The following is a 17,919-nucleotide window of genomic DNA, read 5'->3' as shown; positions in this document are numbered from 1 at the left end:
AATAAAACATTTATAAATGTGATCCTTAATTTACATCAAACCAAAGTTTTGTGGTTAAGGCATCTGTTCCCTGATGTGCCACTGCCGCTTTATAACCCTCAGGATTTAAAGACTGTTCGTTACCCGGGTAAATGAACCTTACCGGTATCTTACCATTCAATGCACCTGCAACAGGCGGAGTAAGTACAGGATAGTCCAATCTTCTCCATTCTGCGAAAGCTTCTAAACCCTGACCAAACAAGGCAATCCACTTCTGGTTTCCAATTGATTTTTTATAATTTGAAGCATCATATTGAACATCTGCTCTTGCTTTATAAGTCGCAATATCAGTCGTAGAGATACCATATTGTAATAAAGAAGCCTCTATGGCCTGACTATAAAGTGCAGCTGCATTCTCGCCCGTAAATCCTCTGGCAGCAGCTTCTGCACGGTCAAATAATAGCTCTGCATAACTGATAATTACTGCAGGGGCAGTAGGTGCAATAAAATAAGCACCCGGCTTTGAAGTACTTGTTAAACCCAATGCCGCAGCATCACCTGTAAGCAAGCCATTAGGCACGCCGGTATAAAGTTGTGTCTTTACTGCCTTGCTTGCATATACAGGCAGGCGAGGGTCGTTTAAAGCAGTTAACTGATCCACTATAGTCTTGCTGATCCTGTAATCATCACGGGTGTCAAACAGGTTGCTGATTGGATTTTGATTTGGAGATGCCTTATAGTTCAATTGTGCATTCTCAGCATTTGAACTGATATAAGTTCCACCTTCTGTCTGTATATCTGCAATAACCTGTTTCGCTAATGCCGGTTCGCGGTCAGCAATCCGTAAAGCAATTCTTAAACGCAGGGAGTTGGCAAACTTTTTCCAGTTCGCAATTGAATTGGCATAAATAACGTCGCCCAGAATTGCTTTTCCAGCAGGATCTAAACTTGCTTGTGCAGCTTTTAAATCACTTAATATGCCCAGATATACGTCTCTTTGTGCATCATATTTTGGCGTCAGGAATTGAGTGATATCACCAGCTTGTGAGTAAGGAACATCACCATAGGCATCAGTTTCCAAAGCGAATATCCATGATCTCAATACAAGAGCAACACCTTTATAGTTGGTGTTTCCCTGGGCATCTGCCAGTTTAATCAACTGGTTCAGGTTTACAATTCCCTGGCGGTAACCAATTGTCCATAAATCCTGAAAAGCGGTATTACTGAAAATATATCTGTCCGGATCTGTATACTGGATTTTTGCCCAGTGTTGTACAAACAGCAAACTTGAATTCATATTATTGGTTGTGCCCCAATAAGTGTCGGATGTATTCTTAATTGCAGCCGTTAACAGGAATTCGGGTTGCGCATCTTTTGATGCATTGGGATCTACATTGGTGTCTGTCAGATCTTTTTTGCAAGAAGTGGCAGCAATCAGCAATAAACCGGATAATAAAAGAGGTATATATTTTGTCTTCATGGGAATTAGAATTTGAAATTAAGATTGAAACCGATAGTACGGACAGTGGGCAGTCCAAGATCTTCAAGACCTTGTCCATTACCTGTGTTGAACGCAGATTCAGGATCTATGTTAGGTACATTTTTATGCAGGATAAATAAGTTTCTGCCAACAGCTGAAATCGTTGCGCTTTGCAAGCCAATAGATTTTATCCATTGGTCGGGTAAAGTATAACCTAATTTGATTTCTCTCAGTTTGATATAAGTTGCACTGTAAACAGATGCTTCATCAATATTATTCAATGATTTATAATATTGACTGGCAGAGATAATCGTATTGTTTGATGAGCCATCTGCTAAAGAGCCTCTGAAAACCATACCGTCATCATAGGTTGTTGCACCTGCAGGAGCTGCAACACCAGAGGTAATTTGTACAGCTTTACCAGCAGCATTCTTATAATAAGTTAATCCACCATTTTCAGCGCCACGACCCGGAAGGGTAGAGGCCAGTACGCCTGTATAAGTTCCGGTCGCATTGGTCCCTGAATAAATTTTACCGCCAACATGTGCATCAACCAACACGCTTAAATTAATTCTTTTGTAAGTGAAACTATTGGTAATCCCGCCTAACCAGTCTGGTGTATATTTTCCAAGGACTTTTTTAGAAGGACTTGCCTGTGGTGTCCCGTCTGCGCCAACAATAATATCTCCGGCAGGATTCCGGGCATAAGCAGTTCCGAAAATGCTACCATAAGGTTGTCCGACAGTAGCCAGAATCTGCACTGATCCATCAACGCCCAGCTGGTAACTCTGTACACCCTGATAAAGATCTTTTACTTTACTACGGTTCATGGAATAATTCACATTGATATCCCAGGTAAAGTTTTTTGTTTTGACAGGTGTTACCCCAAGTTGCGCTTCAATTCCTTTGTTGTTAATCGTACCCCCATTAACCAGTTTCTTTAAGAAACCTGTAGTCGGGCTTACATCCAGGCTCAAGATCTGATTCACACTGTTGCTATTGTATACACTGAAATCAAAACGGACTCTGTTCTTGAAAAGGCCAAGCTCAAAACCTGCTTCGGCAGATTTGGTCATCTCTGGTTTCAAATTCGGATTCAGATCTGTATCACTTAAATTTTGTTGCGGGTTACTATCAAACGGAGCGGTGAAAGAATAATTATTAATCAATTGATAAGGAGTGGCATCTTTACCAACCTGAGACCATCCACCACGAAGTTTGGCAAAGTTCAGCACGTCATTTTTGATATCAAATGCTTCGGTAAGGATTAAACTCGCATTGACCGAAGGATAGAAATAAGAGCGATTTTGAGCGGGCAGGGTTGATGACCAGTCATTTCTGGCTGTAAGATTCAGATAGGCATAATTTCTGAAGCCCAGTTGCGCAGAACCAAATGTACTGTATACCCTTTGTTTATTATAGATGTTAGACGAGATCAGCGGATCACGTGAATTAATAAGCGTATACAGGTTATTGATCGCTAATTTAGGAGCTTTCTGGTCGTTGTTTTCAAAAGTAGTTGTTCTTATGTTTCCACCCAATAAGAGATCAAGGTTGAAATCAGCATTTAATTTTTTGGTGAAATCCAGTCTTCCTTCCGTATTGTTCTCGTTGAAAGTATAAGCATCTTCTTCATAAGAACCGAATGGAGTACCATTCGTTCCATAAGCAATTTTTATTTTTCTGCGTTCAGTATAATAATCATTACCTGTTCTGAAGTTTGCTGATAAACCATCTATTATTTTGTAGTTCAGTTCTGCGCTTCCAATGAGTCTGTTACGAACCTGACCAACTGTGTTTTCGTAGGCAACAAAATATGGATTACTATAATAACTATTGTTCCAGTTGATATCTTTTCCATTGGCATCTTTGTAGGTCTTGAGTTGTTCTACATCAACCTGACGGCCAAACCAGGTAAACTGCAACATCGTGCTGCTTGCTCTTTTTCCACCTGAACCAGGTAAGTTTGCACTTGTGTTTACATAATTAGCTGAGGCATTGAAAGTCAGCTTTGGTGTTATTTTATAAGTCGTATTTAGCAGGAATGAGTTTTTTGATTGAGAAGAGTTCGGAATAACACCTTTCTGATCCAGGTTATTGTAAGAGAAACGTAAATCATATTTATCTCCTGAACCTGAAATTGCAATTCCATTATTCAAAGTGTAACCCGTTTTAAAGAAGTCACGTACATTGTCCGGATGTGCGATAAAAGGCACTGGTACTCCGTTAGAGTTGAATTGTGGGATTAAATGACCATCTAATCTTGGGCCCCAGCTTTCATCTACGCCATCATTCAGGCCTCCGCCTTTACCATCTACATAACTGAATTGGCCATTGGCACCTTGTCCGAATGAATTCTGATAAGATGGAATAGTTAACAAAGTAGAAAAGGTGGCATTGGAATTCACGCTGATACCTAAACCTTGAGCATTTTTACCTTTTTTAGTGGTAATCAATACTACACCTGCCGCTGCACGGGAGCCATACAGGGCAGCCGCGTTAGGGCCTTTCAGTACGCTCATCGATTCAATATCTTCCGAATTGATGTCTGAAATCGTATTCGCAAAATCACGTGAGCCGTCTGAGCGTAAGTTTTGTGAATTATCTACTGGCACTCCATCAATCACAAATAGTGGCTGATTGTTTCCTGATATAGAAGTTTCCCCACGGATAATAATCCTGGACGAACCCATATCTCCCTGGCTATTGGTGATCTGTACCCCTGCTACCTTACCAGATATGGAATTTAACAGATTGGTTTCTTTCGCTTCGGAGATATCTTTTGATTTTAACTCCTGTACCGAATAACCTAATGATTTTTTCTCTTTAGGGATGTTCAAAGCTGTAACCACAACTTCACTGAGTTCATTAGAAGATTCATCTAATTGTATAGCTATCGCGTTTGCTGAAGTTACTTTGAGTTCTTGAGCCGCATAGCCAATAGATATAATTTTTAAGATATCATTTGGTTTGGCGGTGATAGAGAATTTACCATTTCCATCAGTTTGTGTACCAGTATTTGTTCCTTTAACAGAAACGCTCACGCCAGGGATAGGTTGCCCGTTAGATTTCTCGGTGACCACCCCGGTAATTTTAGCGGTTTGTGCCGCAGCAGTCTGTACGATTATAAAGGATAGCAGGATCCCAAATAAGTATTTGTAAGTTTTATACATATTAATGGTCTAGTTATATAATTGGTGTGTTTAATTCAATTTATTACGCATAACGTTCTTTGAACAACTCTATTTATCAGGAATAATTAAGGGAATAGATGACAGCAACCAATTTATTTTCGGGTATATCTGTCACTTATCTTTTCCGCTTAAAGTGGATAGGAGTTAGCACCTTTTACAATTTGGGTGTATAGGTTGCTAAGACTTCACAGGGCCTTTCCCTCGGTCTTTCTTGATAAGTTAGAAATCAATGAACAGCTAATTGTCGGGCAAATATATAAATAAACTACTAAATCTATAGTATATATTTTATTAGTAGGATATTTTGAGATTTGGCAGACAATTGGTTGCTATTTTGAAAAGATGAATCAGCAAAAAAAGCCATTCCTTGATTAAAGAATGGCCTTTTGATTTGGGATTGAAAATTTGCTTATGCTATAACTTTTTTTAAATATCAGGCTAACCGATCACCGAAGCGATTATATTTTCCTGATAGCCAGATTCCAGGTTTGCGTTCAATCCCAGCGCAACATTTTCTGCACAGGGGAAGATCAGCAGCGGTAAATTGGTATTTGCCGCCATCTTTTGTGTATTGCTTAAATTAAAAAGCTGTTCCAGAAAAGTTTTATGGCGATGTACCATTACGAATACATTACAAGTCACATTTTCTGCAAGCCATTTTAAACCTGCTTTAACAGGCGTATGTTCTACTGCCCGGTAATAAATTTTGGGGTAGTTTATTTTATTGGCTACATCTTCCAGAAAACCAGTAACTAATTTTTTAGTATCTGCCTCTGGCGTATCCGGATGTTGTATATGCGCCAATGTAATCTCTGCATGAGATGGTTTTGCAAATTCGGCAAGCGCCTGAATGATATTCAGATCGCTATCCTCCATATCTGTTGCAAAAACAAACTTGTCCAGCTTCTTAAAACTTTGGTTTTCTGGTACGATCAGCACAGGCAGGGGCACAGCACCTATAATTTCGCGCATATGATTACCCATAATTAATGAACCCAAGCCCTTGCGATGTGTACCCATCACCAATAACATTAAATCTCTGTCTGCTGATAATTTATTGATAGACCGGTATAAAGGCCCTTCCTGACATTTAAAGTCTATAACAGGTCTGTAGGCATTAATCGGCAAAGTGGAGAGTTCTTCTGCTAGTTTTGTACCCAGCGCACGTAATTTTTCTTCACTATCTTTTTGTAAAATATTGTAATCTTCCATTGACCAGTAAACTTGCCCTCCTAAAGGTTCGGCCATGGGTACTAAAAAGGAATTATGAAGTGTAAGATTTGCATGAAGATGTTGTGCCAGGCATAAAGCATAGCGTGCGGCATTTTCTGCATTGTCGGAAAAATCGGTCAGTACGGTTATCGTGTTCATAGCAAAGGATGTTTATTTCACTAAAGTAAAAGTGGTGATAAACAGGCTGTTTAGCTGTGATGCCTGTCATATTATCCAATGATATTCGTCACCAGGATCACAAAAAATACGAGGTGTATTTTGAATTATAGAAATACTTACTATATTTACGTAATCAGTTACGTAAATAGGTATACACCATGGAGTTTTTCAATCAGGTAGGTAAAAAGGCAATAGGAAGCAGGTTGCGGATGTTGACAGAGAAGATCACAGAAGATGCAGCTCAGATTTATCAGTGTTATGATATTGATATGCAGCCGAAATGGTTTCCGGTTTTCTATGTGCTTTCACAGGGAGAGGCGATGACCATTACTGCGATCGCTAAAGAAATTGGTCATTCCCATCCTTCGGTCAGTAAGATTATTGGAGAGATGGCAAAAAAAGGTTTGGTTGACGAGAAAAAAGATGAAACCGACGGTAGAAGAAATATGGTCAGCCTTTCCCCAAAAGGAGACGAGATCACCGTAAAAATACAAAATCAATACGCTGATCTGGATAAGGCAGTAGCAGATATCGCGGCACAATCCAGAAACGATTTATGGAAAGCCATGGAAGAGTGGGAGTTCTTATTAGGACAGAAAACACTTTTACGCCGCGTGCAGGAAATTAAAAAAGAACGGGAAAGCAAAGAAGTCACTATTGTGAATTATATACCAGAATATCAGCAGGCATTCAGGGCCTTAAATGAGCAATGGATTTCCAACTGGTTTAAAATGGAGCAAGCAGACTATAACGCACTTGATGATCCTCAGGGTTATATCCTGGATAAGGGTGGTTATATATTGGTTGCGCTTTACGAAGGCGAGCCTGTGGGCGTGTGTGCGCTGATCAAAATGAATGATCCGGATTATGATTATGAGCTGGCTAAAATGGCTGTGTCACCGGCTGTACAGGGAAAAAGTATTGGCTGGTTATTGGGGAGTGCGATCGCTCAGAAGGCAAAAGAACTGGGTGCTCAGAAAATATACCTGGAAAGCAATACGATTCTCAAACCGGCTATTAATTTATACCATAAATTAGGTTTTGTGAAAGTAGCTGGACGGATTACTCCATATGAACGTTGTAATATACAAATGGAACTCGTATTAAGCTAGAGGAACTGGTGTTAAGTTAGATTTTCTGTTGTGCTTTAATAGCCAGATAACGGTTAACTACATTGACTGTTAAATTTTCTGGTGAAGTCAGGATACTGAGAATACCATGTTTTGCCAATTCTTTGACCATGAGCCGCTTTTCGTAGACAAACTTTTCTGCAATGGTTTTAATATAAATCCCTTCCACATCCCGGGCGGGTAAATCATGCATGGATTTGACAGCTGTATTTTCGAAAAAGACGATCATCAGCAAATGAAATTTAGCGATATGTTTTAAAAAAGGAAGCTGTCTGTGTAAAGCAGACATGCTTTCATAATTCGTGAAAAACAAAATCAGGCTCCGCTGCTTGATTACACTGCGGATAGCCAGGTGCAGCGCTTCAATATTACTTTCCAGGTATTGGGTCTTTTCTTTATATAAAACCTCCATTATTTTACCCAGTTGTCCAGGTCTGCGGTCTGCGGGGACTATACTCCCTATCTTTTCCGACATGGTGATCAATCCTGCTTTGTCATCTTTTAATAAGGCTACATTGGACAGGACCAAGCTTGCATTAATTGCGTAATCCATTAAACTTAACCCATCAAAGGGCATTTTCATCACTCTCGACTTATCAATGATACAGTAGATGTGCTGTGCTTTTTCCTCTACAAAAGAATTCACCATCAGTTCACCTTTTCTGGCGGTTGCTTTCCAGTTTACCGTGCGGTAATCATCACCCTGCACGTAATTTTTCACCTGGTCGAATTCCATACTGTGTCCAACACGCCTTATTTTCTTAATGCCTATCTCAGTCAGTCTGTTTGAGATAGCCATCAGCTCGTATTTACGCAACTGCAAAAAAGAAGGATAAACGGGAACAGTATGGGCCTTTCCAAAATTAAACCTGCGAGAAATCAAACCCAGCGGTGACTGGACATACAGGCGCGTCTCCCCAAACTCATATTCACCCCTTTTGACTGGCCTTAAGGTATAAGTGATTGTTTGATGTTCTCCAGGCTTTAACCTGCTTTTGAACCATAAATCTCTCTTTTGAAATTGAAAAGGGATCTCCTCTATAATCCCAATCTTTATAGGGAAGTTGAAAAAACTCTCTACATAAATATGAAGCTCATTGTCATCTCCATTACTTAGTCTTTCGGGAAGATCGCGGCGTAAAAACACTCCTTTACCGCTAAATAATAAGACCAGGTCAATAAAGACCAACAGCAGGAATGCCCAGAAGCAGATATATGGCAAATCACCTAACCACGGCAAAAAGAAAGCAAACAGGAATAAGCTGATAATTAAGCCTAAACCAGCAAACAATCTTTTACCCAGAAAAAGGTCTATATAATATTTGATGAATAAGTGTTTCAATCTTTTTGCGGTTTACCTTGGGATCTCTATTTTTTGAATAATCTGAGCAACAATATCGCTGGGAGTCAAGCCCTCCATTTCTTTATCAGGACTGAGCATGATGCGGTGCGCAAGTACAGGAGCTGCTACCTTGATAATATCTTCGGGGGTCACAAAGTCACGGCCCTGCATAGCAGCTATAGCTTTTGCTCCATTAATCAGTGCTAAAGAAGCACGCGGTGAAGCACCCAGGTAGAGTGACTTGTTATTCCTGGTTTCATGGACAATCTTTGCCGCATATTCAATTAATTTAGGCTCTACATGTAAGGCTTTGATCAGCGCGCGGCAAGTCTTGATCTGGTCTATACTTAAAACGGCTTTAACTTCTTTCAGGCCATCTTCCAGCTTATGCTGATGTTGTCTGGACAAGATGATGATCTCTTCTTCAAGCGTAGGATATTTAATCTCTATCTTAAATAAAAACCGGTCTAATTGTGCTTCGGGCAACCGGTAAGTTCCTTCATGTTCCACTGGGTTTTGTGTCGCCAGTACCATAAAAGGTTCGTCCATTGGATAAGTATGTCCATCTACAGTGATCTGACGTTCTTCCATGACTTCAAACAGCGCAGACTGTGTTTTTGCGGGTGCACGGTTGATTTCGTCAATCAGTATGATGTTTCCGAAAACCGGCCCCTTTCTATACTCAAAAGACGCTGTTCTCGGGTCGAAAACAGAAGTTCCCAAAACGTCTGAAGGCATCAGATCGGGTGTAAACTGAATTCTTGAAAAGACAGCATCAATACTTTTTGCAATGAGTTTGGCGCTGAGTGTTTTAGCGACTCCCGGAACCCCTTCCAGCAAAAGATGCCCATCGGCCAGAATGCCTGCAATCAGGAAATCAATGGTATCTTTTTGCCCTACAATGATATGCCCGATTGATGCTCTGATCTGTTCAACTGCCGAATTAAGCTGTGTAAGGTCGGCTCTTTGATTAGCTGTTTCCGCTTCCATTATTATTTCGCTTGATTATAAAATTTCTCTATTAATTTATTCAGTTCGATCAGCAGGCCGTCGGTAACTTTACTTCCATGATGAACGGTATTGATGACTGTAAATAACTGTCTGGTTGTTTCTTCCTGTGCACCCGATATCAGTACCAGAGAAGAAACGAACTCTTCGTCTGTTTTTAAAGTTTTAAGGCGGTAGGTTAACCGGATATATTCTAAAAAATAATTGATCTTCTTTTGAGCGATATCGCTATTGTCACGCTGCTGGTAATATACTTTTCCAACGACTGTTATAAACTCAGCGGAGGAATTTTTTAAAGGGAGTAAAACAGGGATGATCCGTTGTCTGCGTTTCATCTCAAATAAGACAAAGACCAACAGACCGGCCAGTGTCAGACAATAAGCCCAGCGCAGCTGATCATGTTTGAAAAAGACTCTTAAGATAGATCCGCTTTCTTCAGGGCCTCTGGTGCTGTTTTCATCCCAGAGCAGTGTTTTAGCAGGCTGCAAATAAGAGAGTGCTTTGGAGGCATAGGCTGCACCCGCAGGATTTAATAAGCTATAATTAGTTAATAACTGTGGATCAGGTAATACATATAATGCTCCCTTGCCAAAAGTATATTTTACAAAATTCACATCCCCATTGTTGTTTTTTCCTAAAACCGTACAGCGGGAAGTATCAATAGCTGTAAAAAATTGATCCCCTAATCCTTTGTCAAAAACATAACCGTTTTTTGCTTTCAGTGCAGGGTTCACGAAGTTGATGGAATAAGGTTTTATCCGGGCAGAAAAATTCGTGCTTGTTTCCAGTTTAAGGGTGTCGCTCAGCATCTTTCCTAGATTAAAGGCCGCAATGAAGACCTGATTTCCTGCGTTCATAAATTTCACCAGCTCCTGATAGTCGAGCTTATCAAATTTTAAACTGCTGGCTATGAAAAGATAATTTGTCTTTTGATAATGCTGATCCTTTAAAGTATTGTATGCAGGCAATCGGCTTGTTTTGAGCTGTACACCTGGAAAAATAGTTTCCTTTTCCTGATTTAAAACATAAAGCCCGTAAGGGATCCTATCTTCTTTGAGATAAGTGGGGCTCCAGTCCGTTGGTTTTGGCTTATAATATTGTGCAACCAGGTATAAAATTAATACCGTGGCGCTACCAATAAGATATAATCTCATCCCTTTCATCTCAGCGCTGTATTAAACTGGTCATAACTATTTCGTACTTGCTTAAAATTCTCCTGATCAATAAAGAATTCACCATACCAGATATATTCAAACTGCGTAGTCAGCAAGCTGAACTGTTCCCTTTGCTGCGGATCAGTAATTTCTCTGATATAAGCCTGATTTGTCTTTTCCGGCTGCCAGTTAATCAGGTTTCTGCTATTCAGCTTTTTCAGCGAAAGCAAATACATCAATCTTACCGCAAGCCTGTAGTTGGCACTTTGAATTGCCTGATCTATTTCCGTATTAAAATCTATCTCATGGATATTATCAGTGGACGCTGCATAAGGGATAACTACCGCTTTCGATTTCCCCATAAAAAGTTTAAAATCGACACCTGTAAATTTAATGACCACAAAGACAATGAATACAATGAAAGCTGAGATGATCAGATATCTGAAAAAATTTCCAGAATAATTGATTCTTGTAATACCTGTAAGCTTTCTCCAGAACCATGCCCAGAATTGATTCCATAAGGTGTCATCAACCGTTGCAGTCTGGTCATATTTAAAAGCTGTTTGCTGGCTATAAGACTTCAGTCTTTGCGAATCAAAATTTCTGAGTTGTATTTCACTGCTATCAATCCGGAGCAATTTTGATTTTGCGGGGATAGTTTTTTGACTAATTTTTCCCTGGATAACCTGATCTTTCCGGATAAGCTGATCTGCCCCGGAAGCTTTAGTGCTCCGGACAGGCTGAACCGCCTGAACAGAAAAGCACTGTACAGTGAATAATAGCAAAAGAAAAGAGACCAGGTATTTCGGCATTTTAATATTCTTCTTGGTTAGGGAAGGTGTTTTGCTCTTGTCCCATTTTTTGAATACGGTCCATCAAACCAGTACTGTTCTGGCGTTCAGAAAGATTAAAATAACAAAGAGAGAGACCGATAATAGGAATGATCATAAAAACCTGGCAGAGATACTGAATAACTGTAGAAATGATGATTACACTCGTGCCTAATCCTTTTGGCCCATTGGTCATTGCGCTCACCATGGTTAAAATAATCGCAGGTAAAGAAGCAAAAGAGGAACTTGCATAAGTAATGATCCAAAGCACAAATAACGTTGCTGCAGTATTCCACCACTGTTCTCTTAATAATTTGAAGGCATGGCTAAATGAATAACCCAGACTTGCATTCTCAAAAATCATAATGGGGATCATTAATGATATAATCGGGAATAAGTAGAAGCCAGGAATTAAACACAAGCAAAACCCAGCTATCAGTAATAAACCAAGAACGACGTTACTGCCAAAAACCCGGAGAAAATAATACTTGAAATAACCCCATACCTCTTCAACCGTAGGAGCGACATTTCCTTTCTCTATATATAGTGCTACGAAGCTGAAGATGGAAACATTTAAAGCTGTATATCCAAACATTCCGATCAGCACGACAAAAAAATAAGTGACAGATAGCAGGCCGGTTAACCTGGCATACGTACTCACTGAACCGAAATTTCTGATTGCATGCTGCATGCCCATCTGCTGGAAAATTGTTGCAACCATTCCAGCTACAATAAATACACCGCAAAAATAGACGAACACTTTTAACAAGGGTTTGAAATTCTCTTTGAAGAACCGGATGGTATCGTTAATAATCTCTCCGAACTCACGGAGCTTTTTGAATTCTACTTTTTCAGACATTTTTGTGGGCGTGATTACGTTTGGAGAGGGTTAATGGATATAGAATGACATACCAGATAATAAAAATAAGCGACAAGGCTAAAATAGCAGTGCTGAGCCATACCGGCATTTCTGTGTGCCGGGTAATAAAGCCTTCAAAAAAGGCAGCAACCAACAGGATCGGGACAATGCCCAATGCGATCTTGGTCCCATCTTTAGCACTTTGCTTAAAGGCTTGAAAGCGTGTATATGTTTTTGGGAAAAGCAGGCCATGTCCAAGAACCAGTCCTGCAGCTCCAGCAATAATAATGGCCGAAATCTCTAAAGTTCCATGAATCCAGATGACCAGGATAGACTCTATACCCAGGCCTCTGCTAAAGAAATAATATTCAAAAGAACCCAGCATGACACCGTTTTGCAACAGGTAGAAAATCGGGGCGATGGATAAAAATATACCGCTTACAAACATCAAAAGGGATACATAAATATTATTTGCTGCGATAGAAAAGAACATCGGGAATTCGGAAGTTTGCTTGTATACCCCAAAAGGATCACCTTTATTAATGTTCTCATTGGTCATATTGACATAACTATCACCCAGGATCAGTCTGATAAACTGATCATCATATTTTGCTGACAGCACCCCTATGGAAGCTGAAATTATAAAAAACAAGAAAGCATATAACAACTGCATCCGGTAAGTATAGAAAAGTACAGGCAATTCATATTTCCAGAAATTTACAAACCTGTTTTTGTCTTCTTTCTTATTCTTATAAATGGATTGGTGCAGTGTGGAAGCTAAACCATTCAGGTAACTGGTCGTTTTAGATTTGGGATAGAAGGTCCTGGCATAAGAAAGATCATTGGTGATCTCGATAAAACGGTCTGCGATTTCATCCGGATGAGTAGCAGATGAATGCTCATAGGCCCTCCATTTTTCGGAATTCTGTTTAACGAACAAGGCCTCCCTCATAGCGAATCTAATTTTCGGTTAAAATACTGACAAAAAGTGATTTTGCAATAATTAATTAAATATCAATATTATATTTGTTTTTTATGGAAACAATAAAGGTGAACACCACTCAGCATGTGGATATTGACTATCCTGTTGCTGGTTTAGGCGAACGTATAGCGGCAAGAATGATAGATTTTGGTCTGCTGATCGCAGTACTTTTATTGATTGTTTTTTTTATTGGTGTTATTTCTATTCCCAGGTGGAATGGGATATTTATCGGTCTGTTTGTTTTTTATGGTATTGTCTTCGTCTTTTACCATTTGATTTTTGAGATCTTCTTCAATGGCCAGAGTCCCGGAAAAAAGTTAATGAAAATTAAAGTTATCAACCTGGATGGCGGACAGGCCAGTATAGGCCAATACTTTATCCGCTGGTTATTCAGGCTGGTCGATTTTTGGCTCACCGGGCAAATAGGAGGCTTACTTTGTGTAACCCTATCTGAACATAAACAAAGGATCGGAGACCTGGTTGCAGGTACTACAGTCATCAAAACTATTGGACGGACCACACTCGATCAAATTGCCTTCGTACCCGAAGCGGAAGAATATATACCTGTTTTTACCAATGTTCACCTGCTCAATGATCAGGAAGTTGAGCTGATCCATGAAGTGCTGACTACTTATTATAAGACCGCACATTACGAACTGGTTTATGCAATGGCCGATAAAATCAAGGCACGTTTAGGGGTGAGTTTACCAGCAGGGATGCATGAACTGGATTTCTTAAATACCATTATCAAAGATTATAATCACGTAACTTCTGTTGTGCAATAAATATGGATTAGAAAAATTCCGCTTTATTCAATAAATATGGAATAGAAATAGGATTTTTCCAGGCTTGCTACTTTGACGAAAGTTCTCTGATGCCTTTGGGTTTCCATTGCTTGTTTCCTTTTGCCCAGTACAGAACTTTTGAAACAACCTGTACGCCAAACTGCTGCTTTAAAAATGAAATCGTCCAGAATTCCCTTTGAAATTTACCCGTTAAACTTCCCATAATAAATAATTGCTTTTCCACCAATGTAAGCTATTCGCGTTGAAGATTATCCTGATGCGTAAAAAATGTCTGCAATTGTCCGCAGTTGTCCGTGCGTTAGTCAAAGGGGAAATTATAATTTCATTAATCTTCAACTAGTTATGGTTTGGTTGTGCCTGAGTGGTGGTCGGGATGACAACAGGTTGAGAACGGGCTTTAACTATGGCAAGTCCAAGTCATTTCAACTAGTTGTTTTGACTTGGACTTGCCATGCTCTCGCGTTACTTTAGCACTGCTCTTACCCTAACGAGTACCCGACCAGTACTCAGGCAGTACCCGGACAGTATCCGGCCGATATAGCTTTATTATTTAGCTATTTTGAATTTATTTACGAACAGCCCGGCCTTGTTTCGGCTGAGTCATTCCCCTATAAATTGAAAGCTTTCAGCGCAACTTCCAGAGGCATAAGAGCATCCGTGACAGCAAAGACTTTCTGTTGAGCATGTCAAAATTTATGCTTAAAAAAGAGCCTGCTCCACAAGTTTATGACTTGGGATCAATACCAAAACTTGTGGGGAAGCGTGAAAATTTTTAGTTTTGGGCTTTGAATTTTACAGATGTTATCAAGTTACCAAGAGCTCCTACGTTTATTATTACCCGATTTTATATTAGAGAATTTTGAGTTGAAATCTGCTCGTAAAGAGCATGATATTTTACATATTGCTCTGGAAGAGGTGAATTCTATTCCAGTGGCATTTGAAAAGGATAAACTGGAGTCCAAAGGTTTCTTTCCTACCATCACCGTCCAGGATTTCCCCATGCGCGGACATCAGGTCTTTTTTCATATCAAACGACGCAGATGGCTGAACCATACCACAGGAAAAGTGGCTTACCGAGACTGGAGCCTGGTTGCTAAGGGAACGCGAATGACAGGGGAATTCGCGGCTTTTTTAAAACAACTCAGTCAGTACCGCCCCGAATGATATTCAAACGATCGGGAACTTTTATGGAGTAAAAGGCAGAAATCTTGGGCGTCAGTACAAGGATTTTTTAAGTGGTTTTAAGAGTTGGGATCAAAAAGAACATGCCAGTAAATGGTTGCTTTATCCAGACAATCTGGGTACACAACTTTCCATAGATGAGACCAGCGTGTCCCATGGCGAGCTTTATACCATTGTCACTAATAAAGCTGCCAGAGGTAAAAAAGGGGCAATTGTAGCAATTGTTGCAGGTGTAAAAGCAGAAACTGTCATTGAAGTGCTTAGAAAAATTCCATTGAATAAAAGGCGGAAGGTGAAAGAAATTACGTTGGATATGGCTGGTAATATGGAACTGATTGCCAAAAGAGCATTTCCTGTTGCGGTCAGGGTAACCGACAGGTTTCATGTAGCAACTGGCCACAGAAGCCTTGCAGGAAATGCGAATCAAGCACCGATGGGCAGCATTAGATGCCGAAAATGAAGCGATAGAAAAGGCGAAAAAAGGGAACTATGATTTCCAGTCCAGCTTTCTCCCTAATGGGGATACCCTCAAGCAATTACTGGCCAGAAGCAGATACGTTTTGTATAAACGTGCTGAATATTGGACTCAAAGTCAAAAAGAAAGAGCAGATCTGTTATTTGAGCGTTATCCGGATCTGAAGCAGGCCTATGATTTAAGTATGAACCTCAGCAATATCTTTGAAAAAACTACCGATAAAGTGTATGGTTTGGCCAGGCTGGCCAGATGGCACGAAAAGGTAAGGCAAGCGGGATTTAAAGCTTTTAATACCATTTCAAGAACCATTGAAAATCACTATCAAACGATCTTGAATTATTTCGACAACAGATCTACCAATGCTTCTGCAGAATCTTTTAATGCCAAACTCAAAGCTTTTAGATCCCAATTCAGGGGGGTGAGAAATATCGATTTTTTCTTGTTCAGACTATCTCGGATTTACGCCTAATTTAATTCAGCCCCACAAGTTTTGGTATTGATCCATGACTTGATCCGCATTGATCCCGGAGAAGTAAGGAAATAGCTCAAATAAAAAAGCCGTTCTTTCTTTAAGAACGGCTTTTTTAAACTATTAGTGGTGGGAGATACTGGGTTCGAACCAGTGACCCCCTGCTTGTAAGGCAGGTGCTCTGAACCAGCTGAGCTAATCTCCCTTTGGTTCTTGCCATGTAATAGCCTGGCGGGCTTTTTTATTGGTGGGAGATACTGGGTTCGAACCAGTGACCCCCTGCTTGTAAGGCAGGTGCTCTGAACCAGCTGAGCTAATCTCCCCTTGGTTCTTCCATCGTCGTTTCTGCTATTTGAATAACCTTCTTCGTTGTTGGGAGTGCAAATATACACCTCTAAACTAAAACTCCAAAACTTTTTTAATATTTTTAAGATAAGATCTCTTCCAATACCTGGTGAGATTTTATTTCTCCAAAAGAAGCCGTATGTAAGGTGTAGTATATCAGTATTTTATCAAGAATGAGTCTTCTGGTCGCATTGTCCATTTTTATTTCATTTAATTTTTCAAAAGGAGTCGTAAATAAAGAAATAAATAATTCTGCTGCTGTTTTTTCTATAAAATAAGGATGAACGGGAGTTAAAGACTTGAATTCACCCTCCTGTAAATCGAAATAACTCTGATCACTTTTAGTCTCTGTACTTGGTGCAAAACCTAAAAACCTGGACAACTTCAGCAAAAAAGCAAGGTGAAAGTTTGCACCTCCCTGATCTGTTTCATCAAACCAGGAAACCGCATTAAAAATGTAATCAAAAATATTCTCATCCGCATGCTGCTGACGGATACTTTTATAAAGCACTTCATTCAGGAACATAATGATCGTACTTTTGATAATATCATAAGGGATGGTCCGGAATACCGGAGAAGGCCTGAGCTCAGAAATCCGCTGGATACTGGAATTTGTCTTGTGGTAAACAACCATGTCGACCAGGTGAAGTGCCTGCAGCATATTCATCCGGATCTTAGCTTTTGGTCTCTTGACCCCGTTTACCATATAAGACTGAATGCCAAATTTCGCTGTAAAAATTTGTACCACTACACTGCTTTCGCTGTATAAGGTCGTTTTTAAAACTATTCCACGGGTTTTGTGGAGCATATCAGATCAATTTTGGGATAAAAATAATAGCGGCTATAATTACAGAAATAAAAGCCGCAACAATAACAGCACCCGCAGCCACGTCCTTGACTTTTCCTGCCTTAACATTAAACTCTGGTGAAACCAAGTCAACCAATAACTCAATTGCCGTATTTAAAAGTTCAGCAACCAGGACAAGACCAATCGCTAAAACAATCCATAGCCACTCATTGCCAGATAATTGCAAATACCAGCCTGCAATTCCAACCAATATAGTTGCCACCAGGTGAATTTGAAAGTTCATTTGCGTTTTTACCGTATAAGCGATCCCGGATAACGCATATCCAAAACTCTTGATTAATCTTCGCATAGCATCAGCTTATCATCAAACTTATAAAGAAAAACTAATATTTGACTTTAATACCCGCTTACATCGTTATTTTTACCTAATCAACACAATTTCTTATTCAGGAAACAGTTTATTTTCCTTTATTTGCTTATTCGA

Annotated in this window: 17 protein-coding genes, 2 tRNA genes and 1 riboswitch; of the genes, 5 read left to right on the top strand and 14 right to left on the bottom strand. The window is 39.8% G+C overall.

The annotated features are described in order from the left end of the window. Positions 1-25 precede the first annotated feature (25 nt). The 3 genes from AY601_RS18480 to AY601_RS18470 all read right to left on the bottom strand — a co-directional run bounded on the left by AY601_RS18480 (position 26) and on the right by AY601_RS18470 (position 6,024). A complete protein-coding gene (locus AY601_RS18480; RefSeq protein ID WP_068403758.1) occupies positions 26-1,459 on the bottom strand; it encodes a SusD/RagB family nutrient-binding outer membrane lipoprotein in 1,434 nt (477 codons plus the stop codon). A gap of 5 nt (positions 1,460-1,464) precedes the next feature. After that, complete coding sequence (locus tag AY601_RS18475) at positions 1,465-4,632, bottom strand: SusC/RagA family TonB-linked outer membrane protein (protein WP_068403755.1); 3,168 nt, start codon at positions 4,630-4,632, stop codon at positions 1,465-1,467. A 133-nt stretch (positions 4,633-4,765) separates the two neighbouring features. Next, positions 4,766-4,874: riboswitch (SAM riboswitch) on the bottom strand. A gap of 217 nt (positions 4,875-5,091) precedes the next feature. Beyond that, positions 5,092-6,024 carry a universal stress protein gene (locus AY601_RS18470; protein ID WP_068403753.1) on the bottom strand — a complete coding sequence of 311 codons (933 nt, stop codon included), beginning with the start codon at positions 6,022-6,024 and terminating at the stop codon, positions 5,092-5,094. Positions 6,025-6,203: 179 nt separating this feature from the next. Between AY601_RS18470 and AY601_RS18465 the strand changes: the two genes are divergently transcribed. Next, entirely contained in the window at positions 6,204-7,157 is a 954-nt protein-coding gene (locus AY601_RS18465) for a bifunctional helix-turn-helix transcriptional regulator/GNAT family N-acetyltransferase (protein ID WP_068403751.1), read from the top strand. Between the two features lie 16 nt (positions 7,158-7,173). Here the strand turns inward: AY601_RS18465 and AY601_RS18460 are convergent, their stop codons facing one another. Genes AY601_RS18460 through AY601_RS18435 form a run of 6 tightly spaced genes read right to left on the bottom strand, consistent with a single transcriptional unit; the run spans position 7,174 to position 13,320 of the window. Further along, positions 7,174-8,517 carry a DUF58 domain-containing protein gene (locus tag AY601_RS18460; protein WP_068403749.1) on the bottom strand — a complete coding sequence of 448 codons (1,344 nt, stop codon included), beginning with the start codon at positions 8,515-8,517 and terminating at the stop codon, positions 7,174-7,176. A gap of 12 nt (positions 8,518-8,529) precedes the next feature. Next, positions 8,530-9,507 carry an AAA family ATPase gene (locus tag AY601_RS18455; RefSeq protein ID WP_068403746.1) on the bottom strand — a complete coding sequence of 326 codons (978 nt, stop codon included), beginning with the start codon at positions 9,505-9,507 and terminating at the stop codon, positions 8,530-8,532. A 2-nt stretch (positions 9,508-9,509) separates the two neighbouring features. Then, positions 9,510-10,679 (bottom strand): DUF4350 domain-containing protein, encoded by a 1,170-nt coding sequence (locus AY601_RS18450; RefSeq protein ID WP_232324627.1) that lies wholly within the window; start codon positions 10,677-10,679, stop codon positions 9,510-9,512. Between the two features lie 5 nt (positions 10,680-10,684). Beyond that, positions 10,685-11,491 carry a DUF4129 domain-containing protein gene (locus tag AY601_RS18445; protein ID WP_068403742.1) on the bottom strand — a complete coding sequence of 269 codons (807 nt, stop codon included), beginning with the start codon at positions 11,489-11,491 and terminating at the stop codon, positions 10,685-10,687. A 1-nt stretch (position 11,492) separates the two neighbouring features. Then, positions 11,493-12,368 carry a hypothetical protein gene (locus AY601_RS18440; RefSeq protein ID WP_068403740.1) on the bottom strand — a complete coding sequence of 292 codons (876 nt, stop codon included), beginning with the start codon at positions 12,366-12,368 and terminating at the stop codon, positions 11,493-11,495. Then, positions 12,361-13,320: a stage II sporulation protein M gene (locus tag AY601_RS18435; RefSeq protein WP_068403739.1), complete on the bottom strand. Its 960-nt coding sequence runs from the start codon at positions 13,318-13,320 to the stop codon at positions 12,361-12,363. The genes AY601_RS18440 and AY601_RS18435 overlap by 8 nt, the downstream gene beginning before the upstream one ends. 83 nt (positions 13,321-13,403) lie before the next feature. Between AY601_RS18435 and AY601_RS18430 the strand changes: the two genes are divergently transcribed. Beyond that, positions 13,404-14,135 carry an RDD family protein gene (locus AY601_RS18430; protein WP_068403737.1) on the top strand — a complete coding sequence of 244 codons (732 nt, stop codon included), beginning with the start codon at positions 13,404-13,406 and terminating at the stop codon, positions 14,133-14,135. Between the two features lie 67 nt (positions 14,136-14,202). On the opposite strand, the gene AY601_RS25770 is transcribed toward AY601_RS18430, so the two are convergent. Further along, on the bottom strand, positions 14,203-14,379 hold the full coding sequence (locus AY601_RS25770) for a hypothetical protein (protein WP_157288002.1): 177 nt from the start codon (positions 14,377-14,379) through the stop codon (positions 14,203-14,205). 575 nt (positions 14,380-14,954) lie between these two features. Between AY601_RS25770 and AY601_RS18425 the strand changes: the two genes are divergently transcribed. From AY601_RS18425 to AY601_RS18420, 3 genes are all read left to right on the top strand, one after another. Next, positions 14,955-15,320, top strand: coding sequence for a transposase (locus AY601_RS18425; RefSeq protein ID WP_068395501.1), 366 nt, complete (start codon positions 14,955-14,957; stop codon positions 15,318-15,320). A 115-nt stretch (positions 15,321-15,435) separates the two neighbouring features. After that, positions 15,436-15,798, top strand: coding sequence for a transposase (locus tag AY601_RS26160; RefSeq protein ID WP_250636837.1), 363 nt, complete (start codon positions 15,436-15,438; stop codon positions 15,796-15,798). After that, a complete protein-coding gene (locus tag AY601_RS18420) occupies positions 15,755-16,282 on the top strand; it encodes a transposase (RefSeq protein WP_250636836.1) in 528 nt (175 codons plus the stop codon). Before AY601_RS26160 ends, AY601_RS18420 begins: the two co-directional genes overlap by 44 nt. A gap of 127 nt (positions 16,283-16,409) precedes the next feature. Here AY601_RS18420 and AY601_RS18415 read toward each other — a convergent pair. From AY601_RS18415 to AY601_RS18400, 4 genes are all read right to left on the bottom strand, one after another. After that, a tRNA-Val gene (locus AY601_RS18415) sits at positions 16,410-16,487 on the bottom strand. A 40-nt stretch (positions 16,488-16,527) separates the two neighbouring features. Continuing rightward, positions 16,528-16,605, bottom strand: a tRNA-Val gene (locus AY601_RS18410). 104 nt (positions 16,606-16,709) lie between these two features. Beyond that, complete coding sequence (gene recO, locus AY601_RS18405; protein WP_068403736.1) at positions 16,710-17,435, bottom strand: DNA repair protein RecO; 726 nt, start codon at positions 17,433-17,435, stop codon at positions 16,710-16,712. Position 17,436: 1 nt separating this feature from the next. Next, positions 17,437-17,784 carry a diacylglycerol kinase family protein gene (locus AY601_RS18400; RefSeq protein ID WP_068403734.1) on the bottom strand — a complete coding sequence of 116 codons (348 nt, stop codon included), beginning with the start codon at positions 17,782-17,784 and terminating at the stop codon, positions 17,437-17,439. Positions 17,785-17,919: the final 135 nt, after the last annotated feature.

Origin of the sequence: Pedobacter cryoconitis (assembly GCF_001590605.1) — a bacterium.
GTDB lineage: Bacteria > Bacteroidota > Bacteroidia > Sphingobacteriales > Sphingobacteriaceae > Pedobacter > Pedobacter cryoconitis_A.
Note: the sequence above shows the minus strand (reverse complement) of the source record. Positions and strands in the feature narration are given on the sequence as shown.